Raw genomic sequence first — 25,694 nt, forward strand, 5'->3', positions numbered from 1 at the left:
AATATAAAATGTCAGAGTTACAAATTAACACGACCCAAAATGTAAAAATTCTGTTTACTGCTGCAGGGGCTGGAGAACGTCTGTTGGCCTTTGTAATTGATACCGCCATTAAAATTGGCTATGTGCTCGTTTTAAATTGGACTTTTGGTTTTTTTGAGAACATGGATGAATGGTCGCAAATAGCCATAAATACGGTCTTGAGCTTTCCGGTTATGTTTTATACACTGTTATTGGAATCACTTTTGGATGGGCAAACTATTGGCAAAAGAGCCTTAAAGATACGTGTGGTTAAAATAGATGGTTACCAGGCGTCCTTGGCTGATTATGTAATACGCTGGATTTTTAGAATTGTAGATATTTATATATTTGGCATTGGTTTTTTTGTAATGCTATTCAATAAAAAAAAACAGCGTTTAGGAGACATGGCGGCAGGAACGGCAGTTATAGCTTTGAGGGATAAAGTAAACATTAGTCATACCATTTTGGAAGAATTAAAAGTAGATTATGTGCCCACTTATCCTAATGTGATTAAATTAAGTGATAACGATGCGCGAATTATTAAGGATACGTTTACGGCTGCTAAGCTGGCAAAAGATTATTCAACGCTTATAAAATTGAGGAATAAACTTGTAGAGGTTGTAGATATAAAAGACATTAAGCAAAAAACCGATATTGAATTTATTGATGTTATCTTAAAAGATTATAATTATTACACCCAAAGTATGTAAGCAGGGAACCACTTTTTGAGTAACAAAAACAATGTTAATTACTTATCCCTGGTTTATCTCGGGATCTCATAAAAATAAAAACATATGTTCTACGCCATAGATATTTTAGGAACTATAGCCTTTGCCATTTCAGGGGTACTAGTGGCTATTAATAAGAAAATGGACTTGTTTGGCATTTTAATTATAGCGTTTGTTACGGCTGTTGGTGGGGGGACATTACGCGATTTGCTAATTGGTGCAACGCCTGTGAGTTGGATGAAAGATATGACCTTTACCTATGTCATTATGGTTTCAGCAGTATTTGCTATTGTTTTTAGGAGTAAGATTAATTACTTGCGAACCTCATTGTTTTTATTTGATACCATTGGTATTGGGTTGTATACGGTAGTTGGTATAGAAAAAGGAGTAAATATAGGTTTGCACCCTATTATATGTATTGCTCTGGGAACTATGACAGCCAGTTTTGGAGGTGTTATTCGGGATATTTTATGCAATGAAATACCCGTTATTTTTAGAAAGGAAATTTATGCAACAGCCTGTATTTTGGGAGGGCTCACTTATTTTTTGTTACGGGAGCTTCCTATTGGTAGTAATCTTGTTTTTGTGATTTCAGGTATTGTGGTTATTACAGTTAGGTTACTTGCAGTTAAATTTAAAATTGCCTTGCCCTCTATTTATAAATGAGGTTTAAAGCTCAAATTTTAGGGTTTTTATCTTTTAAGACTGCCAACTGAAACTAAACACTACTCAATGATCTCTACGTTTTTAATATAAATATTCTTAAGCGGCCAATCGGCTTCGTCAGTATCAACCGCGGCTATTTTGTCAACCACATCCATACCGTTAATTACCTTGCCAAAAATCGTATAATCGCCATCTAAATAATGTGCACCACCCTGTTGTTGTACAATAAAAAACTCGTAAGGCGAGGCTAGTTTATGGGGGTTGTCTATTTCACTACTAGGCATGGAAATAACTCCTCTATCATGTTTAAATCCTCTATTAGTATCTTTAGGAAGCAAGTATCGGCCAATCCTTTTACGCTTTCTGGCTGTCTTTTTATCATCGCTATTACCAGCTTGAACCATAAAATTATCGATAACTCTGTAAAATTGTGTGCCATTAAAATATTTTTGCTTGGTTAAAAAGATAAAGTTGGCACGGTGGAATTTGGTCTCTTCAAACAATAAAATGTCAATAACCCCAAAATCAGTGGTCATCCGCACTTTGTTTTCTTTATGTTCTTCTTCATAATGTAAGAAGAATTCCATAGCATTTTTTGTATCTAATTTCGGAAGACTGCCCTTGGATTTACTATCGGGTTCATAGGTGGTTATTTTTTCATTACTTTGTTCTGTTTTAGCAGAAGGAGATTGTGGTTTCGTATTTTTTTTAGATTGTTTATCTTCACAATTCAGAATTAAAAGACAAGAACAGATTAATAAAGCAAGACGCATGTAGATGAAATTTGATGAATTTTTAAAATCGCTTTCAAAAATAAAAAATATACCGCTACCAGCCGAGTCGTCACATTTTAAAATGGTACCACCGTTTAGGCGGGAACTTCTAAAATTACAGAAAGAGGCTATAAAACATGCCAAACATGCGGGCGTAGTTGCATTATTTTATCCAGATAAGCATAAGTGGACCAAATTTGTTCTAATATTGAGAAACACTTATACTGGGGTGCATTCTGCGCAAATTGGTTTCCCAGGGGGGAAACTGGAACCTCAGGACGAATCGTTGCAGTATACCGCTGTAAGAGAGACTTTTGAGGAAATTGGAGTTCCAATCCATGATATTGAAATTTTGCGTGAATTATCCCAAGTTTATATACCACCAAGTAATTTTTATGTTTCCCCATTTTTGGGAATTGTAAATCATCCTCCAGTTTTTAAAATACAGGAAGATGAGGTACAGGCGGTTATTGAGGTTGACTTGCAAGATTTTTTGGACGATAATATGTTGATCACCAGAAAAGTAAGAACATCTTATAGTGTTGCGGTTGAAGTACCAGCATTTTTATTGAATGGTCATGTGGTTTGGGGAGCCACAGCCATGATGTTAAGCGAGATTAAAGATCTTATTAGACAGATTGTATAGTTTTTGGTTTAGTACTTTTCTTTTGTTGAAATTAAATTTTGCGTAAGAACCACAAAGTTTGGTTTCATTTTAATACCAAATTTATTAGTGCACAAAATTTTTTCATTTGGTTTTTTGTGAATTTTCAAATAAAAAAATTCATGTACTTTTGTGGCAACTAACCAAATATAGAATCATGATTTATGGGGCTGTTTAAAAGAAATCCATTTGGGCATATACTCCTTGTGAAAAAATGGATCATCCGCATTTTGGGTGTGATGACCCACAGACGTTTTCGCGGATTTAATGAATTGCAGATTGAAGGTTCGGAGATTATAAAGGATTTACCCGATAAAAATGTACTGTTTATATCCAATCACCAAACCTATTTTGCCGATGTTGTGGCCATGTTCCATGTCTTTAATGCTAGTTTAAGCGGTCGTGTAGATTCTATTAAAAATGTGGGCTACTTGTGGGACCCTAAACTCAACATCTACTACGTAGCGGCTAAAGAAACCATGAAGGCTGGTTTGTTGCCTAAAATTTTGGCTTATGTAGGTTCGGTGAGTATAGAGCGCACATGGCGTGCTGAAGGTAAAGAGGTGAATCGACAGGTGAAAATGAGTGACATTTCCAATATTGGAAAGGCGTTAGATGATGGTTGGGTTATTACCTTTCCACAGGGCACAACCACACCGTTTAAGCCTATTCGAAAGGGGACTGCCCATATTATTAAACGTTACAAACCAGTTGTAGTGCCTATTGTTATTGATGGTTTTAGGCGTTCATTTGATAAAAAAGGACTTCGTATTAAAAAGAAAAACATTCTACAGTCCATGGAGATAAAAACACCTTTGGAGATTAACTATGAGAATGAAACTACCGAAGATATTGTTAAAAAAATAGAATTCGCTATAGAGCAACACCCATCTTTCTTGAAAGTCATTTCTCAAAGAGAATTGGAAGAACAAGAAGCGCTGAATAAGTTACGGGAGTGGTAGGGGTTTGTTTATAGCACTTTTATTACAATATAGACGATAAAAACTTTAACCCCAATAATTAAACCTATTAATTCAAACATTGAAAGTCTGTATTGCTGAAAAACCAAGTGTTGCTCGTGAAATTGCTGCTGTATTGGGGGCCAATACCAAGTGTGATGGTTATTATGAGGGCAATGGCTATATTGTAACTTACACCTTCGGACACCTATGTACACTTAAAGAACCCGTAGATTATAAACCCTATTGGAAAAGCTGGGATTTAAACAATCTCCCTATGCTCCCCGATAAGTTTGAAACTAAGGTGGTAGCTAACTCTGGGATTCAAAAACAGTTCAAAATAATAAAGGAATTATTTGCCAAAGCTGATGTGGTCATTAATTGTGGTGATGCGGGTCAGGAGGGAGAGCTCATACAGCGTTGGGTGATGAACGATGCTAACTACAAAGGCGAGGTAAAGCGGTTGTGGATTTCATCTTTAACTACTGAGGCCATTAAAGAGGGCTTCGAAAATTTAAAATCCGCCAAAAATTATGATAACCTTTATTATGCAGGGTTTTCACGAGCTATTGGTGACTGGTTGTTAGGCATTAATGCAACGAGGTTGTATACCATTAAACATGGAGGTTACAAGCAAGTGTTGTCGGTTGGTCGCGTACAAACGCCAACCTTGGCGATGGTGGTAAACCGGTTTAAAGAGATAGAAAACTTTAAACCACAACCCTATTGGGAACTGCAAACTGTATATCGGGATACTTTATTTGCTTACGAAGAAGGAAGGTTTTTTAAAAAAGAGGATGGCAAGGCATTAGCCAATAAGGTAAAAGAGAGTGATTTTGAAATCATTTCCGTAGACAAGAAAAAAGGCAAGGAATATGCGCCTAAACTATTCGATTTAACGGGGCTTCAGGTGTATTGTAATACTAAGTTCGGATTTTCAGCAGAAGACACCTTAAAAATCGTTCAGGAGCTTTATGAGCGTAAAGTGGTGACCTACCCCAGGGTAGATACCACATTTTTACCTAGTGATATTTACCCTAAAGTATTTGGCATTCTTCAAAAACTGACCAACTGTTCCAATTTAATACAGCCGTTATTGGGAAAAAAGTTGAAGAAATCCACGAAAGTCTTTAATGATAAAAAAGTAACCGATCACCATGCCATTATTCCAACGGGAATACAAATTGGTTTGCAGAACAATCATCAAAAAGTCTACGATATTATTGTAAAACGTTTTATAGCGGCGTTTTATGACGATTGTGCTGTGTCTAATACAACGGTGATTGGGGTGGCTTCAGACGTGTCTTTTAAAACCACTGGAAAAGAGATTTTGAGCAAAGGATGGCGTATTGTGTTTGAACATCCCCATAAAAAAGAAAAGGAACCCGATGTGTTGCCAACATTTGTTAAAGGTGAAAAAGGGCCGCATGAGCCTTCATTTTTGGAAAAGGAAACCAAGCCCCCCAATCAGTTTACTGAGGCATCTTTGCTTCGGGCTATGGAAACGGCGGGGAAGCAAGTGGACGATGAAGAACTAAGGGATTTAATGAAGGAAAACGGTATTGGACGTCCTTCAACCCGAGCAAATATTATAGAAACCCTTTTTAAGCGTAAGTACATTAAGCGCAATAAAAAACAGGTTTTGCCTACCGTTACAGGGATTCAGTTGATTGATACCATTCAAAACGATTTATTAAAGTCGGCAGAATTAACAGGGCGTTGGGAAAAGCAACTAAAAGATATTGAAAAAGGGGAGTTTAGTGCGTCGGTGTTTATAAAAAATATGAAGCGCATGGTCGATGCCTTGGTGTATGAGGTTAGGAGTGAAACCAAGCGCGCTAACATATCACATGTAGTTGCTGATGAAAAGCGTAAGGCTAAGGCAATACAAAAGGAAAAGGCTGGTATTGTGTCTAAAACTTGTCCGAAATGCAATAAGGGAACTCTATTAAAAGGCAAAACGGCTTATGGTTGTAGTGTGTATAAGCAAGGTTGTAGTTTCACCTTACCTTTTAAAGTCCATGACAAAAAAATTTCGGAAAGACAGTATATAAGACTGCTTCAAAAAGGAAGTACGGTAAACTTAAAAGGGTTTAAAACAAAAACAGGTACGATTGAAGGTTTATTGAGGTTTGATGAAAGTTTTAATCTTGTTTTGGAGCCAAAAGTAAAACCTTCTAAAACTATTGTTTCTAAAGAACAAAACCAATGCCCCAAATGTAATAAAGGCAACATTATTAAAGGTAAAACGGCTTACGGTTGCAGTGATTATAAAGCGGGATGTGATTTTAAATTGACTTTTGAGGCGGTTAAAGCAAAGTTGAATGGTAGCAAGCCCACTCGTGAGCTTGTGTACGATATTTTAAAACATAGTTTGTAAAGTGAATCATAAACACTTCATCATTTATAAACCTTATGGTTACTTAAGTCAGTTTTACAGCAATTCCAAACAGCAACGAAACAAACTGTTTTTGGGCGATCTTTATGATTTTCCTGAGGGCATTATGCCTATTGGTCGGTTGGATGAGAAGTCGGAAGGCTTATTGTTGTTGACCACTGATGGTAAGTTAAGCGATTACATTAACAGTCAAAAAGTTGAAAAAGAATATTATGCTTTGGTCGATGGTACTGTATCAAATGAAGCTATAGAACAATTGCAGATGGGTGTGGAGATTGGTTTTGATGGGAAAAAGTATAAAACCAAACTTTGTAAGGTTTTCAAACTGGATCGTGACCCCAATTTACCGGAACGTTCCAAAAAAATAAGGGATGCGCGCCATGGGCCAACAACCTGGCTGTCCATTACCTTAAGAGAGGGGAAGTTTAGGCAAGTGCGAAAAATGACTTCGGCAGTAGGATACCCCACACTTCGATTGGTGCGAGTTAGGGTAGGGGCTATTGGGCTTGACAATATGCGAGTTGGGGAAGTGGATGAAGTTAACAAATTACTTCCTTAGGGCTCAAGTGTTTTTAGTTCTTTATAATTCCTGTTTAAACGTTTAAGTAGTAGTCCGTAAATAAGCTTATAAAATAGCCAAATGGAGAGAATAAAAATAATAACTACACCAATTATTTTAGCAATTAAAAAAATAAATTCATTATTGCTATAATTGTTAATTGCATTGGTGAATTTGGGGTCTTTTGTTAATGAATAGTAAAAACCTAAAGCTAATGATACTCCTGCCATAATAAGGTTGTATAATACGTAATATTTTATGATTTTTCGGGTATGTAAAATCCTCTCCATTAATGTTTTTGCATTGTCTGTAACAGATATAGCTTTATGGGATTTAAATAACAAATAGATAAATAAAACAATAACAGCATAGCTGAAAATGGTTAGGCTAGTCAATAAGTAATCACTTTTATAAATATGGTCAAGTTTAGCTTTATAGTTTTCGGAAAACAAATATGGTATAGAATTAATAATTATCCATAAAATAAGTTCCCCTACACTTATATAGAATAAGGTTTTTACAATAGAAGAAGACTTTTTGTGAAGCATAGGATAAATATCCTTAACCGATAGTTTTTTGTCTTCAGGTTGTTGCCTATTCCAATCCTTTTTTAATAAATCTAATCCTTCCATAAGCTTACGGATTTAATACGGTTTTAAGTTTGGTTTTTATTCTATTCATCTTCACCCGGGCATTCACTTCACTTATACCTAAGGTTTCACTTATTTCTCTATAATCCTTATCTTCCAAATACAAAAACACAAGCGCTTTTTCAATATCGTTTAAATTGTGTACTGCTTTGTATAGTAGTTTTAATTGTTGCTCTTCAGTATCGTCATAGTCTTCTGCATTTATTTTGAATTCCACACCATCAAAATTTTGGGTAGAAATACTTCGTTTCGATTTTCTATAGAGTGTAATTGCAGTATTCAATCCCACTCGATACATCCAAGTACTAAATTTGGAATCGCCCCGAAATTTAGGGTAAGCCTTCCATAATTGGATGGTAATCTCTTGAAATAAATCGTTGTGTGCATCATAATTGTTGGTGTACAATCTACATACCTTGTGAATGATATTCTGATGCTTTTCCAGCAATTCTACAAAACTATGTTCAAGCTCTTTGTTCAATGTGATAGGTTAGCTATTCTGTAAGTAGCCTAGGTGGTTAAAATGTTACAAAGTAAAATTATTTATTAAGTGTTAGTGCATAAAATTCTTTTATTAAAGGACTGTTTTGAGTTTTGTTGTTTTAACTTTTTTAATTTAAATTAATAATTTAATTAATATATATTAAATAATTGATATTGTAATTATTAAATAATTATTATAGATTTTATTTATGATTGTTTTTTAAGCCCAAAAACAATTAATAATTGTGCTAAAGCATAAGTTAGCATAATGCTAATATTTGCTAAGGGTAATGGTCTGTAAAATTTATTTAATGCCAATAAACTATCTGAAATAATAAAGGTAATAGCTCCTAAAAAAACTAATATAAAACTTAATTTATTTACTTGCCCCTGTCTTAAAAATGCCATTGTTACCATAAGTAAAATAACAGCCATATATAAAATTACAGGTAAAAGCATATTGCCCAAATTGTTTTTTAAAATATAAAAAAGGAAGAAAACATAAATTAATAAAATACCTAAAAAATTAAAAATCTTTTTGTGAAACTTATGCTTCCCATAAAACACTTTTATGTACATAAGGTGCGCCAACATAAAAGAAATTAATCCACCTATAAAAAAGTTTTGGTTTATAAAAACAAACATTAATAGAATATCTCCTAAAACTGAAAAAGTCAATGCCCATATGGTAATTTTTTTAGTTTTTCCGTCAAGGTCATTAGTATTTTGATGTAAAAAACAAATAAGTGAAATTACAACGCTAGGTTTGGTAATGAAGTGCAATGCATATAGGGATACTAAGGAGCTACAAACCAATTCTAAAATTACAATAATGACATAAACAAAGACAAAAGATTTTTCAGACTTGGTTAACATATAATACCTTTTTATTCAAAAGTAAATGATTTATATGCAATTCATAATCAAAAGTTCACAATTCAGTTCATATAACTTTTTATAAGGACAGGATGTTTTATTTTATACACTTAATTAAACAAGTAAGACAGGCCATTAGTTTATGAAACCACTTGAGGCAGTTATAACCTCAGTGCTTTGGGCGACTTTGTTGATGCTCTACATACTTTTACTTTACCTGAAAATATTGAAGTTGCTTTAGACTGTCACTTATTTGCCGGAGTAGGTATTGCCAACGAAATACAAATTTGTACTGATCTTATACATGTGTTTTTACCGTATCGAGCAACAACAAGCAATACGTCATTCCAAAGGAGCGGTTTTCTTTTTTTGTTTGATGGTATTACCTTTTTGACTGGAGACAATTTTTCGAATGTGGACAAGCCTTGTCTAGTAAATTGTTTAAATACTAATAACTATACAAATCATTATTAAATAGATATTAGACTCATGAATATTATTGCTACACTTTGGGACAAAAAAGAGGTAGAAAGGTTGGAAAAGTGCTAATCTATATTAATAATTCAATATCTTAGAGGCTATGATAGAGATCCAAAACTTATAACAATTATTTAACTTTTTTTTAAAAAGTAAAGCTAATTATATTGTAATTTTAGCGCGATGAAGTTTATAGCACTCCTATTATCAATCTATATCTTTGGGCTCAATTTAGTGCCGTGCGAAGATAATGGAAAATTTACGGATGAGGTTAAAACAGAAATTTCCCAAGTCCAGTGTAATGACCATCAGCATCAAGACAGAGATTTATGTTCACCATTTTGTAGTTGTGAGTGTTGTCACATTTGTATTTTAAGTTTTAATGCGGTAGACTATATTATTCAAAATCCATTTGTTTCCACAGAAGTATTCTATTACAAAGGTGGTTTAGAAAAAAACTTCAATTTTTACATTTTACAGCCACCCCAGTTTTAATTCAGTTTTATAGGATAGTATATCCAAATTTTATCGTTTTCGGTCATTTCAAGTCCGATAGATAGAAAATTATTTTTATCGAAACGTTTAACTGAATTAATATTTTTTATATGATTAACAAGATCATTGATTTTTCAATCAATAATAAATTTATTATTGGTTTGCTTACGCTTACCATAATTGGAACAGGTATTTGGAGCATGACCCAAGTTCCCATAGATGCTGTTCCAGACATTACAAATAATCAAGTACAGGTTATTACCCAGTCACCAAATCTAGGCACAGAGGACATCGAACAGATTATAACCTACCCTGTAGAGGTGGCCATGAGTAATTTGCCCAATGTAGAGGAAATACGTTCCATTTCACGCTTTGGCTTATCGGTCGTTACCATTGTTTTCGAAGATGATATGGGAGCTTTTCTTCCCAGACAATTAGTAGCAGAAAAGCTAAACGAAGTTAAGGAACAAATCCCTCAAGGATTTGGAGAACCTACTATGGGACCCATTTCAACAGGATTGGGAGAAATTTACCAATACACCTTAAAGGTAAAGACGGAGTATAAGGACAAGTATTCCATATCAGATTTACGTACCATACAAGATTGGATAGTACAGCGCCAAATGGCCATGGTTCCAGGAGTGGTTGAGGTAAATGCCATTGGAGGTAGAGTAAAACAATACGAAGTTGCTGTAGATCCAAACGAACTAAAATCGATTGGATTGACTATATCGGATGTATTCGAAGCCCTTGAAGCCAATAACCAAAATACTGGCGGGGCTTATATTGAAAAAAATCGTCAGGCTAATTTTATACGAGGTGAAGGTTTGGTAAGGAGCTTGGACGATATTAAAAACATTTCCGTAAAGAATATTAATAATGTGCCCATAACTATTGGCGATATTGCTACTGTGCAGTTTGGTTCGGCCATTCGTTACGGTGCCTTAACGCAGGATGGCGAAGGTGAAGTGGTTGGTGGTTTGGTAATGATGCTAAAAGGCGCAAACTCTAACGATGTTATAGAAAATGTTAAGGAGCGTATGCTTCAAATTCAAAAATCATTGCCAAATGGTGTCGTAATAGAACCACTTTTAGATCGTAGTAAATTAATTGGTGAAACTACTTCTACAGTGGCTACGAACCTTATAGAAGGTGCCCTTATAGTTATTTTCATACTCATCTTTTTATTGGGTAATTGGCGTGGTGGATTAATTGTAGCGTCAACTATTCCCTTGTCGTTGTTATTCGCATTTATTTTAATGAACATATTCAACGTATGGGCAAATTTGATGAGTTTAGGGGCTATCGATTTTGGTATAATTGTAGATGGTGCTGTTATTATTGTTGAATCTACCGTGTTTCTTATTGCTTCAAAGGTGCTTAAAAAGAAAAAAATAACCACAAGTGAAGGTAATGAGATCGCTGCTTTAGCGTCAAAAAAAATGATGAATGCTGCTTTTTTCGGTCAGCTTATTATTCTTATCGTTTTTTTACCCATTTTAGCATTACAAGGTATTGAAGGTAAGATGTTTAAACCCATGGCACTCACCTTTATTTTTACTATGTTGGGAGCTATGATCCTATGTTTAACCTATGTGCCCATGATGTCGGCTTTGGTGTTAAGACCTCCCAAAAACAATAAACTGTCACATGGTGATAAATTTGTTCACTGGGTAGAAATCAAGTACAAGCCGTTTTTGGAAAAAGCATTACAAAAGGGAAAGCTTGTCATAGGAATTACAGTGGCTTTATTTGCCGTTGCGGTCTTTATGTTTACCAGAATGGGAGGGGAGTTTATACCTCAACTCGATGAAGGTGATATTGCCTTTCATGCCATTTTAAAACCTGGTAGCTCGCTTACCGAAACTATTGAAACTACAACCAAGATAGAGCAAATTGTAAAGGTGAAATTTCCAGAAGTTGAAAAAATCGTGAGTCGTATTGGCGTGGCTGAAATTCCCACAGACCCTATGCCGATGGATATTGCAGACGTATTTGTAATTCTTAAACCCAAAAGGGAATGGACTACTGTAGAAACCAAAGACGAACTTATTGATGAAATAAAAGAGGCAGTCGAAATTATTCCTGGTGTAAACTACGAATTCACGCAACCTATTGAAATGCGTTTCAACGAACTGCTAGAAGGTATTCGTGAAGATATTGCCATTAAATTATATGGTGAAGATATAAACCTGTTGTCTCAAAAAGCAGACGAAATTACTAAAATAATTGCAGGTACCCCGGGTATTGGTGATATGAAAGCTGAGGCCACAACAGGATTGCCACAAATGACAATAACTTACAATAGAAACAAATTGGCACAATACGGCCTTCAAATAAATGCACTTAACAAATTAGTGCAATCGGCTTTTGCTGGAGGTAATTCAGGTGTTATTTTTGAAGGCGAAAAGCGGTTTGATTTGGTGGTTCGTTTAAATCAAAGTAATCGTAAGGATATCTCAGACATACAAAATTTATTTGTGAACTTACCATCAGGGACACAAATTCCACTTCGGGAGGTAGCTAATATATCCTATAAGTCAGGTCCCATGCAAATAAGCAGAGACAACACAAACAGAAGAACCTATGTAGGTATTAACGTGAGAGGGCGTGATGTAAAATCTTTGGTTACAGAAATAAAATCAAAATTAGAAGACCAATTGGAGTTGCCTTCAGGTTATTTTGTGCGCTATGGCGGTGCTTTTGAAAACCTGGAACGTGGGAGTAACCGTTTAAAGATGGTAGTGCCTATTGCCTTATTGCTTATTTTTGTACTTATATATTTTGCTTTAAAATCATTGCCTCAAACCTTAATGATTTATATTGCCATTCCAATGGCTACTATAGGAGGTGTTATAGCATTGTGGTTGCGGGATATGCCTTTCAGTATTTCGGCAGGTGTTGGTTTTATTGTACTGTTTGGTGTTGCGGTTTTAAATGGCTTGGTAATGGTAAGTGGATTGAACGAACTCAAGGAAGAAAGCATTATAAGTTTAAGGGATAGGATTTTTGAAGGCACTAAACGACGTATTCGCCCCATTTTACTTACAGCATTCACAGACGTGCTTGGTTTTTTACCCATGGCAATTTCAGCATCGGCAGGAGCCGAAGTGCAACGTCCCTTAGCAACCGTTGTTATAGGCGGTTTATTGACATCTACACTACTTACTTTGTTTGTGCTGCCTATTTTATACTATTGGGTAGAAAGCAAATCCTTCAAATTTCAGACCAACAAAAAAATCGTTGCAGTTACTGCAGTATTTGTTTTGATGTTTGGTTTTTCAAAAGAGAGCAGTGCACAGCAGTTACAAATGTCATTACCAAAAATAACGTTGCAGGATGCCGTAAAGCTATCTAAAGACAATTACCCACTATTAAAACAAAAACAATTGGAAGTAGCCAAGCAGGAAACCCTAAAATCCACAGCTTACGATTTTGGCTCTACACAAATTTTCACGGGTGGAGAAGAAATTAATGAGGACTATGGTGTTTATACCACAGTGGGTATAGGGCAATCCAATATCAATGTTTTTGGCATTGGGGCTAAAAGAAAGTTACAGGAAGGGTACATTAGGCTATCAAAACAGGTGTTACAATTATCTGAATTGGAATTAGAACTTAAAGTAAAAAAGGCCTGGGTAAAGTGTTATCAATCCAAAAGAAACTATCTATTGTACCTGGAACTCGATTCCATCTACAATAAATTTGAGCAGGCAGTAACCTTAAACTTTGAAGTTGAGGCCATTTCAAAATTGGAGTATTCAGCAGCCAAAAACCAAGTATTTCAAATCCAGAATAAAAAAATACAGGCTTATAGGGATTATCTTATTGCTATTCAACAATTAAATCTTTTGTTGTTTACTGAAGAAACCTTTACGGTCACTGATGATTTGGAAGTCTTAACCTCAATAGAAGTAGTCATTCCCGATTTAAATAAACACCCTGCTGTTGTATTAACGAAACATCAACTCAATTTGGCAGAAGCAGAATTTAGAATGGCAAAGGCCGATAATCTTCCAAAACTCAATCTTCAAGGTAGTTTACAGAAGGTAGATGGCAATTCTGGGTTTTACAGTTATCAAGCAGGTATTTCAATTCCTTTTTTATCAAGTTCAAACAAAGTAAGGGTCAAATCAGCTAAAGTTGATAAGGCAATAGCAGAGAATAATGTTCAATTTAAAAAGAAAGAAATACAATCACAATATGCACAGAGAAGGACAAATTATTTAAAATGGAAAAACGCTTGGGAACTATACCAATCAAATGTATTGCCAGTTTTGAAGGACCAAAAGTTAGGTGCGCTTTTGGCATATCAGGAAGGTGAAATAGATTATATCACCTTTGCACAACTGTTAAAAGAATTGGTACAGTTTGAGCTAGAGGCACAAACCACTTTGGTAAATTATTTGGAAAGTGCATTTCAATTACAATATTTTAATTTATAACATCATGATGAAAAAAATATATACATACATTGCTTTAATTTTTATAGCACTACTAATCGTGTCTTGTGGTAACAAAGCTGACCATTCAGAAAATGACGTACACTCACACGATAAGGATAAACAATCTGTTAAGGGAGAAGTGCATCACGAAGAAGAGGAGGTAATGCTTAACGAACAACAATTGAGAGAATTGAAAATGAAAATAGACACTTTGTCTTTGCGCGGCATAGGAGATTATGTTGAAGCTAACGGATCTTTAGAAGTGCCACCGCAAAATGAAGCTGCAATAACAACAGTAGTTGGGGCAAATGTAACAGCTATTAAAGTTATTGAAGGCGATAAAGTAAACCTAGGACAGATTGTTGCCTACCTATCACACCCAAGTATTATAGCCCTACAAACAGATTACTTGAAAGCCTTCAGCAATAGTGAGTTTTTAAATAAAAATTTTGAACGCCAGAAAAAATTATACGATTCTGGTGTGGGATCTGGAGCTAATTTTCAAAAGGCAGAAGCAGAGTATAAATCCTCTATCGCAATGGTTAAAGGCTTAGCTGCACAATTAAAAATACTTAATATTAATGCAACATCAGTGCGGAATGGGACAATAGACCAACAAATAGGGATACGAAGCCCAATTGATGGGTATGTTCAAAAAGTTAAGGTAAAGACTGGTCAATATGTCGAGCCACAGACAGAACTGTTTGAGATTGTTAATACACATCACGTACACGCCGATTTAATGGTATTTGAAAAAGATGTGCACAAAGTAAAAAAAGGGCAGAAGGTAACATTTAGTGTGCAGTCTGTCCCAGATGCCGAACTTACCGCAGAAATTTATTCGGTGAGTAAAACATTTGAGGACAATCCTAAAGCGGTACATGTACATGCCGAAATTAAGAACAAATCGGAGACTCTAATACCAGGGATGTATATTCAAGGAAAAATACAAACAGATAGTTTTTTGGCAAAAGCATTGCCTGAAAGCGCTATTGTAAAAGATAATGATAAGTTCTATGTGTTTGTTGCAGGAAAAAAAGGAAGCGCTTGGACTTTTAAACCTATAGAAGTGATTATTGGTAAAAAGGATGGTAAATGGATTGAAGTGAGTTTTCCTAAAGAGCAACCATTAAACCGTATGTTTGCCTTTAACAATGCTTATTATCTTATAGCAGAGATGAAAAAAGGTGAAGCCGAGCATACACATTAATCGAATTCAGCTTTTATATTGATTTCTGAAATTTTGACATTTTAAATTCATATTAAAACGACAAAATTTCAGAAACTTGTTAAGAGATTCTTAATAAATATGTCAAAGTAGATAGATATTTGGTTTTGGTACTTTATTTGTCAATATATGATTGTAAGACAAATGTTTAACTAGCCTGCAAAAGGCAGGCAAATAAAAAAAAATAATCATGAGCAATCTAGTGACATTACCAAAAAATGGAAATTTAGCACATAGAAACAAAAATAGGTTGCCAAATTTCCCAGGTTTATCAACATGGTTTGATGATTTTTCGTTGGGTGAATTTCCCTCACTGTTTTCATCAAGCTTTAATACAGGTATTTCTATGCCTAAAGTAAATATTAAAGAGGTTTCAGATGCCTTTATAGTAGAGATGGCGGTTCCAGGATTAAAAAAATCAGATTTCAATATCAATTTGGAAAATAATCTAATGTCCATTTCTGCTGAGCTTAAAGAAGAAAAAGAAAATAAGGATGAGGATTATACAAGAAGGGAATTTGGTTACTCGTCTTTTAAAAGAACCTTTACATTGCCAGATACTGTTAATGAAAGTAAGATAAATGCGAGCTATAGCGAAGGTATTTTAACGGTACAACTTCCTAAAAAAGAAGAAGCCAAAGAAAAACCGGCACGTACTATTAGAATTTCATAAGAATTTAAGTTTTCTAGTAAAAAAGCCTGTTATATAACAGGCTTTTTTTATACAAATTCATTTTATAGGTTCCGTTAAATGATATTTATCATAGTAAATTAACAAGGTTTCAAATATTTTTAAAGTATCAAATTTAAAATTAAGTAATAGACCATAACCAAGACTCATTAATCTAGTAAATTGTTTAAAGTTGGATTGCATCGGATAGATATAAAATAAAAAATTGACTGATGAAACCTAAGAAGAACCCCAAATTTGAAATAGGAAGAAATAGTAGCTTATATTTTGCTATTGGCTTAAATGTTATGCTATTTCTCTCTTGGCGAGCCTTAGAGCACAAAACCTATGATAAGTCAGAAATAGATTTAGGTATAGTTAATATTACTGAAGAAGCGGAAGAAGATGTACTTGTTATTAAAGTTAATACTTCGCCGCCACCTCCACCTCCAGTTACAATTCAGGAGTCGATTCAGATTGTTGAAGATGTTGAAGAAATTGAGGAAACAATTATTGAAAGTACAGAAACAAATCAAGAGGAAGCCATTGAAGAACGTGTTATTGAAGTGAGTGATGTGCAAGTTGAAGAAGTTGAAGAAGAAGTTGAAGTTCCTTTTACTACGATTGAAGATGTTCCTGTTTTTCCTGGGTGTGAAGGATTGAGTAAGGTTAAAGTTAAAGAGTGTTTTCAAATGAAAATACAAGAACACGTTAAAAAACATTTTAAATATCCCCAAGCTGCTTTAGATTTAGGAATTCAAGGTAGGGTGTCGGTGATTTTCGTAATCGATTCACAAGGTGTTGTAACCGATATTCGTTCAAGGGGGCCTGATAGGATTTTGGAAAGTGAAGCGGAACGAATAATAGGTTTATTGCCAAAAATGACTCCAGGTAAGCAACGTGGTAAGGCTGTGAAAGTTGCCTATGCATTACCTATTTTCTTTAAATTTCAGGAAAGTTAGTATAGGTTTTGTAAATGCTAAGCGGTCAGTTAGTTATTAGCTGAACTGCTTTTCTTTTTTAATAAAAAAATTCTCAAATTCATACTTTTGATTCTGGGTTTCTATTGAAATTGCCATTTCCATATAATGGCTGCAGTTATTCACAGAGAATGACCTTGGGAAAATTTAAAACAAACAGGGTATTCAAACCTTTTCCAAATTAATCAAAAGTTTTTGTAAATATTATTGTAATAAAGTATTATAGAAAGATACATCAATTACCGTTTACAAATAAAACTAAGTACTATGGCGAACAAGACGCTATTATGTCACGGGAACGGGTTAAGAAGTTCAAAGATTAATTGGAATAATTCAAAAATTTCTAGTGAGAAATCAAAAAGGATTACTAAATATTTTAAAGATTCATGCAATAAGCAAAAAAAGCTTAATTTTTTTCGTGACAATATGACATTTTTACAATAATGGCAGTACTTTTGCCAATCAATTTAAGTGTTTGCATAAATTATAATTTAGCATGAGTAAAAAGGAAAGTAAAGAGATAGAAAAAGAACAGGTTGAAGGCCCTCAAACTGAAACTGTTGAGACTGAAGAGCCGATAGTGGAAGAACAAACAGTAGAAGAAAAACTTCAAGCAGAATTACAGCAGGAAAAAGATAAGTTTTTACGTTTGTTTGCTGAGTTTGAAAATTATAAAAAACGGACATCCAAAGAACGTATAGATTTATTCAAAACAGCAAGTCAGGATGTTATGGTGGCTTTGCTTCCGGTTTTGGATGATTTTGACAGGGCCTATCTGGAAATTTCTAAAAGCAAAGAAAAAGAACTTTTAAAGGGAGTTGAACTTATAAGTAATAAGCTAAAAACAACCTTGGAACAAAAGGGGTTGTCACAAATGAAGGTCGAGCAAGGCGACGAATTTAACGCCGATAACCATGAGGCAATTACACAAATTCCTGCACCAAGCGACAATTTAAAAGGAAAGATTATAGATGTTATTGAGAAAGGATACACTTTAGGTGATAAGGTTATTCGGTTCCCAAAAGTTGTTATAGGACAATAAACCAAGAGCATGGCTAAGAGAGATTATTACGAGGTTTTAGGAGTAAATAAAGGGGCTAGCGATGCCGATATTAAAAAGGCGTATCGCAAGAAGGCCATTCAATACCATCCAGATAAAAACCCAGATGATAAAGAAGCTGAAGCTAAGTTTAAAGAAGCTGCTGAAGCCTATGAGGTATTGAGCAATGCCGACAAAAAAGCACGTTACGATCAGTTTGGTCATCAAGCCTTTGAAAATGGCGGTGGATTTGGTGGTGGTGGCATGAATATGGATGATATATTCAGTCAGTTTGGTGATATTTTTGGAAGTGCTTTTGGTGGTGGCGGTTTCTCAGGATTTGGTGGTGGCGGTGGTCAACGTCGTATTAAAGGTAGCAACTTGCGCATCAGGGTAAAGTTAACCCTTGAAGAAATCGCCAATGGTGTTGAAAAAAAGATAAAGGTAAAACGAAAGGTTCAAGCATCAGGAACAACCTATAAAACCTGTTCAACATGTCATGGTTCAGGACAAGTTACACGAATTACTAATACTATTTTAGGTAGAATGCAAACTTCCGCACCATGTAATGTGTGTGGTGGTGCAGGAGAGATTATTGATAAAAAACCGGCCGATGCTGATGCTCAAGGACTAAAAATTTCTGAAGAAACCGTTTCCATAAAAATCCCTGCAGGTGTTGTTGATGGCATGCAGCTTAAGGTATCTGGTAAAGGAAATGAAGCGCCTGGTAATGGAATCTCGGGGGATTTATTGGTAGCCATTCAGGAAGTAGAACATGAAAAGTTACAGCGTGAAGGAGACAATTTACATTACGATTTATATGTAAGTTATCCCGAGGCCGTTTTAGGCACATCAAAAGAAATTGATACTGTAACAGGAAAGGTACGTATTAAAATTGAACCAGGGGTTCAATCTGGTAAAATATTGCGTTTACGCGGAAAAGGTATTCCAAGTATAAATGGTTACGGAAGAGGGGATTTATTGGTGCATGTTAACGTGTGGACTCCTAAAACATTAAACAAACAACAACGTGAGTTTTTTGAAACTATGATAAATGATGAGCATTTTATTCCAAAACCAGAAAGTACAGATAAGTCTTTTTTTGAAAAAGTAAAAGACATGTTTTCATAAGAAAAAGACCCAAAAACTTAATAATCCGCCTTTGAGCGGATTATTTTTTGCGATAACTTATTTAATAGTTTTGCTATTAGTATCGAAAAAAAAACTATATTTGAACTATCACTAATTTATTTTAGTGGTAATTTTTCTTTTTCATAGCAATTTTTTTCCCATCCTTAACTCGTTAAGGGTGGGTTTTGTTTTTATATTGAAAATTGATTTTAAATAGCTGCTAATTCTGCATAAAGCATTTAGTCCCTCCAATAACATTTAATATATTTACATTCGCTAAGCGATTAAAGTAACACAATGAACAACTTACTTGAAGTTAAAGCTGTTTCCAAACATTTTGGAACTTATAAAGCCTTAAACCGAGTTTCCATTACGGTACCCCAAGGCAGTATTTTTGGATTATTAGGGCCAAATGGTGCTGGAAAAACGACGCTTATTCGAGTCATTAACCAAATAACAATGCCCGACGAAGGTCAGGTGTTTTTAGGTGGTGAAGTACTAAAGAACAGGCATATTACAGATATTGGTTATTTGCCTGAGGAGCGGGGTTTATACAAATCTATGAAAGTAGGGGAACAGGCTTTATATTTGGCACAGCTTAAGGGATTGAGTAAATCAGAAGCCAAAATTCGTTTAAGGTATTGGTTTGAGCGATTAGAAATTGGAGATTGGTGGAACAAAAAAATACAGGAATTATCAAAAGGGATGGCCCAAAAAATACAATTTGTGGTTACGGTGTTGCACCAACCCAAATTATTAATTTTTGATGAGCCTTTTTCAGGTTTCGATCCTATAAATGCTAATTTAATTAAGGAAGAAATTTTACGGTTACGGGATGAAGGGGCTACGGTAATATTCTCTACTCATCGTATGGAGTCGGTTGAAGAACTTTGCGACGACATTGCATTAATCAACAAATCGAATAAAATATTGGAAGGTAAGTTATTGGATGTTAAGCGACAGTTTAAGAGCAATACCTACGAAGTTGGACTTAAGACCAATAATCGAGGTTTGCTGCAAAACCATTTGGCTGAAAAATTTGAAGTTACCCAGGCTAATTTTAAAACCTTAGGAGATGAGTTAAAGCTAAACATTAAGATACCTAATGGAGAATCACCCAATATGCTGTTAGAATATTTGGTAGGGTTAGGTGAAGTATCCCATTTTGTGGAGCTTATCCCTAGCGTCAATGATATTTTTATTCAAACCATAAAGAACAACACCTGAGCATGAACCATTTACCGCTTATAATAAAACGTGAATACCTTACTAAGGTTAAAAACAAATCCTTCATTGTGATGACCTTTTTAAGCCCGATGATTTTTATAGCACTTATTGCCCTAGTCGCTTATTTATCGCAATTGAATAACGATAAGATTCATATCATTTCGGTACTGGACGAATCTGGCCTCGTTAGTGATGGACTAAAAAGTTCGGATAATATAAAATATGAAAAGCTTTCAAATCTATCGTTGGAAGAGGCAAAGGCATTAGCTAAGAAAACAAAAAGCTATGGATTGTTACATATTAAGACATGGGACAGTTTTAATGACTTGTCCAATAAAGTCAATTTTTATTCTGAAGAATCACCATCATTTGCAATTTTTTCAGAATTAGAAAATCAAATAGAATCGAAGTTAACCAATTTAAACCTTGAGGAGAAGGCCATTGATGTTGATGTAATTAAAGACTCAAAAGTAACTATTGATATTATCCAGGAAAACTTTGAAGGTCTTCAGACATCAAAAACAGATGGTATAGCCAAGCTGATTTTTGGAGGTGCAACGGGATATTTGCTATTTATGTTTATTATTATTTATGGCAATATGATTATGCGCAGTGTTATTGAAGAAAAAACCAGTCGTATAATAGAAGTAATTATATCGTCGGTTAAGCCGGTACAGCTCATGTTGGGAAAAATTATAGGAACGTCGTTAGCAGGTATTACTCAATTTGTTATTTGGGTTATTTTAGGAGGTGTTTTAATGACGGTTGTGTCATTGGTTTTAGGTATAAACTTATTCGATTCATCAACGCCACAACAAGAGTTAATGACAATAGCTTCTGAAGGCAAAGGAGTTGATTTTTATTTTGAATCTTTTAAATCGATTTTAAGAAGCTTACCATTAATCAACTTGGTCATTGCTTTTATATTGTATTTTATAGGCGGTTATTTGTTGTATAGTTCGCTGTATGCTGCCATAGGTGCAGCGGTAGATAATGAGACAGACACCCAACAGTTTGTAATGCCCATACTAATGCCTCTAATTTTAGCCGTTTACGTTGGCATTTTTACTGTAATTGAAGATCCACATGGTACTGTTTCTACGGTTTTTTCATTTATTCCGTTCACTTCACCTGTGGTTATGCTCATGCGAATTCCCTTTGGAGTACCTTTATGGGAGCAATTGCTGGCTTTATTGATGTTAATTACTACCTTTATGTTTACCGTTTGGTTTGCTGCCAAAATATATCGTGTGGGTATTTTAATGTATGGTAAAAAACCGAGTTATAAGGAGCTGATTAAATGGATTAAATATTAAAATGCAAGATAACGTAACAGAAAAAATAGAGCAAAAGGTAGAAGAGGTCGGAGAGGTTATAGCCGAAAGCTCTGCTTGGGAAAGTATTAAGAGTTTTCTTGATCTTCATATTAGTTTTACTGATGAGATTAAAATATCTATACTAAACCTGTTGATTGTTACTACAGTAATTTTTGTTGCCTCGATTATTTTAAGGGTGGTTTTTAAAATCCTGACGAGAAAGCTTCCTAAAGATGATAAAATTAAGTTTAATGTAGTTTATGGGTATTTCAGATGGCTAATCTACCTTATTATTTTATTAATTACCCTGCATTCGGTCGGTGTGGATGTAACGGCTATATTTGCAGCTTCCGCAGCTCTGTTAATTGGTGTTGGTTTAGCTTTGCAAACACTATTTCAGGACATTATATCTGGGATTTTTATACTTATAGACCAATCGGTTCATGTGGGTGATATTATTGAAATTGAAGATAAGGTGGGGCGCGTGGAAGAAATTAAATTACGCACTACCCGTGCAGTTACTATAGACAATAAGGTACTCATCATACCAAACCATTTATATTTAACCAATAGTTTGTATAATTGGACACAAAATGGAACGACTACTCGGGAATCGGTATCAGTAGGGGTAGCTTATGGCAGTGATGTACAGTTGGTTAAAAAATTATTGATTCAGGCAGCAAGTACCCATCCTGATGTGCTAAGTGAACCAGAACCTACCGTAGTTTTTACCAGTTTTGGAGATAGTTCATTGGATTTTAAAATTATATTTACTATAAATGATAGCTTTAAGGCACAATTTCCAAAGAGTGATATACGTTTTGAAATAGATCGCTTGTTTAGGGAGCATAACGTAACCATTCCGTTTCCACAAAGAGATATTCATATTATTAAAGGTCCAAAATAAAACATTGAATTATTAAGAATAAAAGGGCAATGCATACAAGTTCGTTTCAAAACATTTTAAAAGTGCTTTGCTTTCTTGTTTTTGTATTGGTTTCTAAGCTTTCTTGTGCGCAACTTACAGATTTAGCTCGATTGGAATATTCGTTTATGCCTAAAAATAAATCAGATGACCATTATACAAGGCTTCGAGGATTGATTAATTACCCAATAGAGTTGAAAAATGATACATATATAGTTGTTGGTGCTGAGTATAATCAAATTCTACTTAATTTGGAGGATCACTACCCTTTTGATGTATCAGGGTTAAGCAAGATTCATGTTATAGACTTAAATTTTGGTTATACGTTTAAGTGGGATGATAATTGGCGGTTTGGTGTAAAGTTTAATCCTCGGATTGCTTCAACACTTACAAAATCATTGGTGTCTGACGACTATTTTATGAATGGTGGGGTTTATTTAATAAACGATAGAACTAAAGATGAAAACCTAAAACGCCCTTACCGATTAATTTTAGGGTTAACCTATAATGCCACTACAGGAGTTCCATTTCCCCTACCATTTGTAAGTTATTTTAGGGAAATTAATGACAAATGGAGTTTTAGTTTGGGTGTACCAAAATCAAATTTAAAATATGCCTTAAACACTAAAAATAATGTTCAAGCATTTGTGGGGCTGGATGGGTATTTAGCGCATTTACAGGAACCTTCGGTAGTTAATGGACAGCAAGTAGTTAATATTTCTTTATCTGTCGCTATTGGTGGTTTGGGTTATGAATATTTGTTCACAAAACATTTGGTAGGGTATTTGTATACAGGTTATACCTTTAGATTAAACAACGTATTGCGCAACGAAAAGAGGGATGAAATTTATAAATTGGACGATATCAATACGTTTTATTTAAGAACAGGAATTAAATTTAAAATTTAAATATGTCAAAAATATTAGTTATTGAAGATGAAGCCGCCATTAGGCGGGTTTTGGTTAAAATACTTTCTGAAGAAAATAACACCTATTTAGTTGAGGAGGCTGAAGATGGTTTATCGGGAATTGAAAAAATTAAAAATGAGGATTACGATTTAGTGCTTTGTGATATTAAAATGCCTAAAATGGACGGTGTTGAGGTATTGGAGGCTACCAAAAAAATAAAACCGGAAATCCCAATTGTGATGATTTCTGGTCATGGTGATTTGGACACCGCAGTCAACACCATGCGGTTAGGAGCCTTTGACTATATTTCAAAACCACCGGATTTAAACCGTTTATTAAATACGGTTAGAAATGCTTTGGATAAAAAGGAGCTGGTTGTCGAAAATAAAATTCTAAAGAAAAAAGTCAGTCAGAAATACGAGATGATAGGTGAAAGCAATGCCATTTCCAAAATCAAGGACATGATTGATAAAGTTGCCCCAACCGATGCTCGCGTACTTATTACTGGTCCTAATGGGACTGGAAAGGAATTGGTCGCGCATTGGTTACATGAAAAAAGTGAACGCTCTAGGGGTGCTTTAATAGAGGTGAACTGTGCGGCTATCCCTAGTGAACTTATAGAAAGCGAATTGTTTGGTCATGTAAAAGGAGCGTTTACCAGTGCCAACAAGGATAGGGCAGGCAAGTTTGAAGCGGCTAATGGTGGTACTGTTTTTCTTGATGAAATAGGGGATATGAGCCTGTCGGCACAGGCTAAGGTGCTTCGTGCCTTACAGGAAAACAAAATACAACGGGTAGGGAGTGATAAGGATATTAAAGTAGATGTAAGGGTAATTGCTGCTACCAACAAGAATTTAAAGAAAGAGATAGAAGATGGCAAGTTTAGAGAGGACTTATACCATAGATTGGCCGTGATTTTAGTGGAAGTTCCAGCACTTAATGACCGTAGGGATGATATACCATTGTTGATCAATCATTTTGCAGAAAAAATAGCTAACGAACAGGGAACAGCCGTAAAAAGTTTTTCGGATAAGGCGATTAAACAACTTCAAGAATACGACTGGACGGGCAATATCAGAGAACTTAGAAACGTGGTAGAACGCCTTATTATCCTTGGTGGAAAAGAAGTAAGCGAAACCGATGTACAGCTTTTTGCGAGTAAGTAATGTGAGCTTATACCATAGTTGTGTGCAAGCTGAAAAACGAGAATAATTGAGAAAACCGATTTACATAATTCTTTTGATTTTAACATTAATTGGAGTTCCATTATTCTACTATATGACTTTAAACACATCTGTAAGTATTAAATATGAAACTGACTTCGGAGAATGTGTATCTCAAGTTACTGGAACTGACTTATGCTTGCAACACGATATTTTATTAGGATTGACTTATGGTTGTGGAATTTTATTTTTCTTACTGCTCATTTTCAATAAACTAATTTTAAAAAAGACTGAAAAAATATGATTTCAATTCTCTTGTTAATTCCGTGGATAATATTTGGATTCAAAAATACGAGTAAAAATTTCATTGGACTTAATCAAACCAAAAAGTCGTTGACTTTGCTTTTAGGAATCGAAATAATCTTTTTTCTTGTTCTCTACTTGAGTTTACAAGAGCCGACTTCAAAAATTGCGGGACTTCAAAGCTTTTCGTGGAATTATTTTATTCTGTATTACGCAAAAGGAATTGTGCCAACTTGGTTAATTGGAGAATCAATTAATGGAAATTTAGGAGACAGAATTGACTTAAATTATCAATGGATATATTTAATTGTAAGTTTAATAATTGACTATTTGATTTTATTAATCCTAAGTCCGAAAATAAAAATATTGTGGAATAAAAAGCCAGCACACAACAATGTATAACCGCAATTACGGAGGATTCGACTACGTCCGAATCCACTCGGAATTGCTAACAGCAATGCCAAACCTAAAAACAGTAACTTTAAAACCGTAACTTCGGTTATACGGACCGTTGTAAACAATTTTGTCTAGTCCTGAAATATGGCTACAGGTTAAAAATTGATTTACGCTGTTTTTAAATATACCATATTCGGTGTTTTATAATCTAAAGATA

At 34.7% G+C, this 25,694-nt stretch carries 23 protein-coding genes; 19 read left to right on the forward strand and 4 right to left on the reverse strand.

Going from position 1 to position 25,694, the window contains the following annotated elements; genetic code table 11:
* The first annotated feature begins 8 nt into the window (after positions 1-8).
* Positions 9-728 carry an RDD family protein gene (locus tag K7G79_RS13255; protein ID WP_223552079.1) on the forward strand — a complete coding sequence of 240 codons (720 nt, stop codon included), beginning with the start codon at positions 9-11 and terminating at the stop codon, positions 726-728.
* Between the two features lie 84 nt (positions 729-812).
* On the forward strand, positions 813-1,412 hold the full coding sequence (locus tag K7G79_RS13260) for a trimeric intracellular cation channel family protein (RefSeq protein WP_223552080.1): 600 nt from the start codon (positions 813-815) through the stop codon (positions 1,410-1,412).
* A gap of 59 nt (positions 1,413-1,471) precedes the next feature.
* Here the strand turns inward: K7G79_RS13260 and K7G79_RS13265 are convergent, their stop codons facing one another.
* A complete protein-coding gene (locus K7G79_RS13265; protein WP_223552081.1) occupies positions 1,472-2,185 on the reverse strand; it encodes a peptidylprolyl isomerase in 714 nt (237 codons plus the stop codon).
* A 4-nt stretch (positions 2,186-2,189) separates the two neighbouring features.
* Between K7G79_RS13265 and K7G79_RS13270 the strand changes: the two genes are divergently transcribed.
* From K7G79_RS13270 to K7G79_RS13285, 4 genes are all read left to right on the forward strand, one after another.
* Positions 2,190-2,831: a CoA pyrophosphatase gene (locus tag K7G79_RS13270; RefSeq protein WP_223552082.1), complete on the forward strand. Its 642-nt coding sequence runs from the start codon at positions 2,190-2,192 to the stop codon at positions 2,829-2,831.
* A 182-nt stretch (positions 2,832-3,013) separates the two neighbouring features.
* Entirely contained in the window at positions 3,014-3,811 is a 798-nt protein-coding gene (locus K7G79_RS13275) for a 1-acyl-sn-glycerol-3-phosphate acyltransferase (RefSeq protein WP_223552083.1), read from the forward strand.
* Between the two features lie 79 nt (positions 3,812-3,890).
* Complete coding sequence (locus K7G79_RS13280) at positions 3,891-6,188, forward strand: type IA DNA topoisomerase (protein WP_223552084.1); 2,298 nt, start codon at positions 3,891-3,893, stop codon at positions 6,186-6,188.
* Between the two features lies 1 nt (position 6,189).
* Positions 6,190-6,765 (forward strand): pseudouridine synthase, encoded by a 576-nt coding sequence (locus K7G79_RS13285; protein WP_223552085.1) that lies wholly within the window; start codon positions 6,190-6,192, stop codon positions 6,763-6,765.
* Here K7G79_RS13285 and K7G79_RS13290 read toward each other — a convergent pair.
* The 3 genes from K7G79_RS13290 to K7G79_RS13300 form a co-directional block, all read right to left on the reverse strand.
* Complete coding sequence (locus tag K7G79_RS13290) at positions 6,762-7,397, reverse strand: hypothetical protein (protein WP_223552086.1); 636 nt, start codon at positions 7,395-7,397, stop codon at positions 6,762-6,764. The two genes, K7G79_RS13285 and K7G79_RS13290, sit on opposite strands and share 4 nt — an antisense overlap.
* 4 nt (positions 7,398-7,401) lie before the next feature.
* Positions 7,402-7,896 (reverse strand): RNA polymerase sigma factor, encoded by a 495-nt coding sequence (locus K7G79_RS13295; RefSeq protein WP_223552087.1) that lies wholly within the window; start codon positions 7,894-7,896, stop codon positions 7,402-7,404.
* A gap of 209 nt (positions 7,897-8,105) precedes the next feature.
* The gene (locus K7G79_RS13300; protein ID WP_223552088.1) at positions 8,106-8,774 is read right to left on the reverse strand and encodes a lysoplasmalogenase; all 669 of its coding nucleotides are present in this window, start codon (positions 8,772-8,774) and stop codon (positions 8,106-8,108) included.
* 660 nt (positions 8,775-9,434) lie between these two features.
* Here K7G79_RS13300 and K7G79_RS13305 point away from each other — a divergent pair.
* From K7G79_RS13305 to K7G79_RS13365, 13 genes are all read left to right on the forward strand, one after another.
* On the forward strand, positions 9,435-9,746 hold the full coding sequence (locus K7G79_RS13305; RefSeq protein WP_223552089.1) for a DUF6660 family protein: 312 nt from the start codon (positions 9,435-9,437) through the stop codon (positions 9,744-9,746).
* 110 nt (positions 9,747-9,856) lie between these two features.
* Complete coding sequence (locus K7G79_RS13310) at positions 9,857-14,191, forward strand: CusA/CzcA family heavy metal efflux RND transporter (protein ID WP_223552090.1); 4,335 nt, start codon at positions 9,857-9,859, stop codon at positions 14,189-14,191.
* 4 nt (positions 14,192-14,195) lie between these two features.
* Positions 14,196-15,401: an efflux RND transporter periplasmic adaptor subunit gene (locus tag K7G79_RS13315; RefSeq protein ID WP_223552091.1), complete on the forward strand. Its 1,206-nt coding sequence runs from the start codon at positions 14,196-14,198 to the stop codon at positions 15,399-15,401.
* A gap of 208 nt (positions 15,402-15,609) precedes the next feature.
* Positions 15,610-16,092 (forward strand): Hsp20/alpha crystallin family protein, encoded by a 483-nt coding sequence (locus K7G79_RS13320; RefSeq protein WP_223552092.1) that lies wholly within the window; start codon positions 15,610-15,612, stop codon positions 16,090-16,092.
* Between the two features lie 230 nt (positions 16,093-16,322).
* The gene (locus tag K7G79_RS13325) at positions 16,323-17,051 is read left to right on the forward strand and encodes an energy transducer TonB (protein WP_223552093.1); all 729 of its coding nucleotides are present in this window, start codon (positions 16,323-16,325) and stop codon (positions 17,049-17,051) included.
* 514 nt (positions 17,052-17,565) lie between these two features.
* Entirely contained in the window at positions 17,566-18,111 is a 546-nt protein-coding gene (locus K7G79_RS13330) for a nucleotide exchange factor GrpE (RefSeq protein ID WP_223552094.1), read from the forward strand.
* 9 nt (positions 18,112-18,120) lie between these two features.
* Entirely contained in the window at positions 18,121-19,239 is a 1,119-nt protein-coding gene (gene dnaJ, locus K7G79_RS13335) for a molecular chaperone DnaJ (RefSeq protein WP_223552095.1), read from the forward strand.
* Between the two features lie 297 nt (positions 19,240-19,536).
* Entirely contained in the window at positions 19,537-20,466 is a 930-nt protein-coding gene (locus K7G79_RS13340; RefSeq protein WP_223552096.1) for an ABC transporter ATP-binding protein, read from the forward strand.
* 2 nt (positions 20,467-20,468) lie between these two features.
* Positions 20,469-21,782 carry an ABC transporter permease gene (locus K7G79_RS13345; RefSeq protein WP_223552097.1) on the forward strand — a complete coding sequence of 438 codons (1,314 nt, stop codon included), beginning with the start codon at positions 20,469-20,471 and terminating at the stop codon, positions 21,780-21,782.
* Position 21,783: 1 nt separating this feature from the next.
* Entirely contained in the window at positions 21,784-22,689 is a 906-nt protein-coding gene (locus tag K7G79_RS13350) for a mechanosensitive ion channel family protein (protein WP_223552098.1), read from the forward strand.
* Between the two features lie 29 nt (positions 22,690-22,718).
* The gene (locus K7G79_RS13355; RefSeq protein ID WP_223552099.1) at positions 22,719-23,615 is read left to right on the forward strand and encodes a DUF6268 family outer membrane beta-barrel protein; all 897 of its coding nucleotides are present in this window, start codon (positions 22,719-22,721) and stop codon (positions 23,613-23,615) included.
* 2 nt (positions 23,616-23,617) lie between these two features.
* On the forward strand, positions 23,618-24,781 hold the full coding sequence (locus K7G79_RS13360; protein ID WP_223552100.1) for a sigma-54 dependent transcriptional regulator: 1,164 nt from the start codon (positions 23,618-23,620) through the stop codon (positions 24,779-24,781).
* Between the two features lie 297 nt (positions 24,782-25,078).
* Positions 25,079-25,483: a hypothetical protein gene (locus K7G79_RS13365; protein ID WP_223552101.1), complete on the forward strand. Its 405-nt coding sequence runs from the start codon at positions 25,079-25,081 to the stop codon at positions 25,481-25,483.
* Positions 25,484-25,694: the final 211 nt, after the last annotated feature.

Source organism: Aestuariivivens sp. NBU2969, assembly GCF_019931125.1.
GTDB lineage: Bacteria > Bacteroidota > Bacteroidia > Flavobacteriales > Flavobacteriaceae > Aestuariivivens > Aestuariivivens marinum.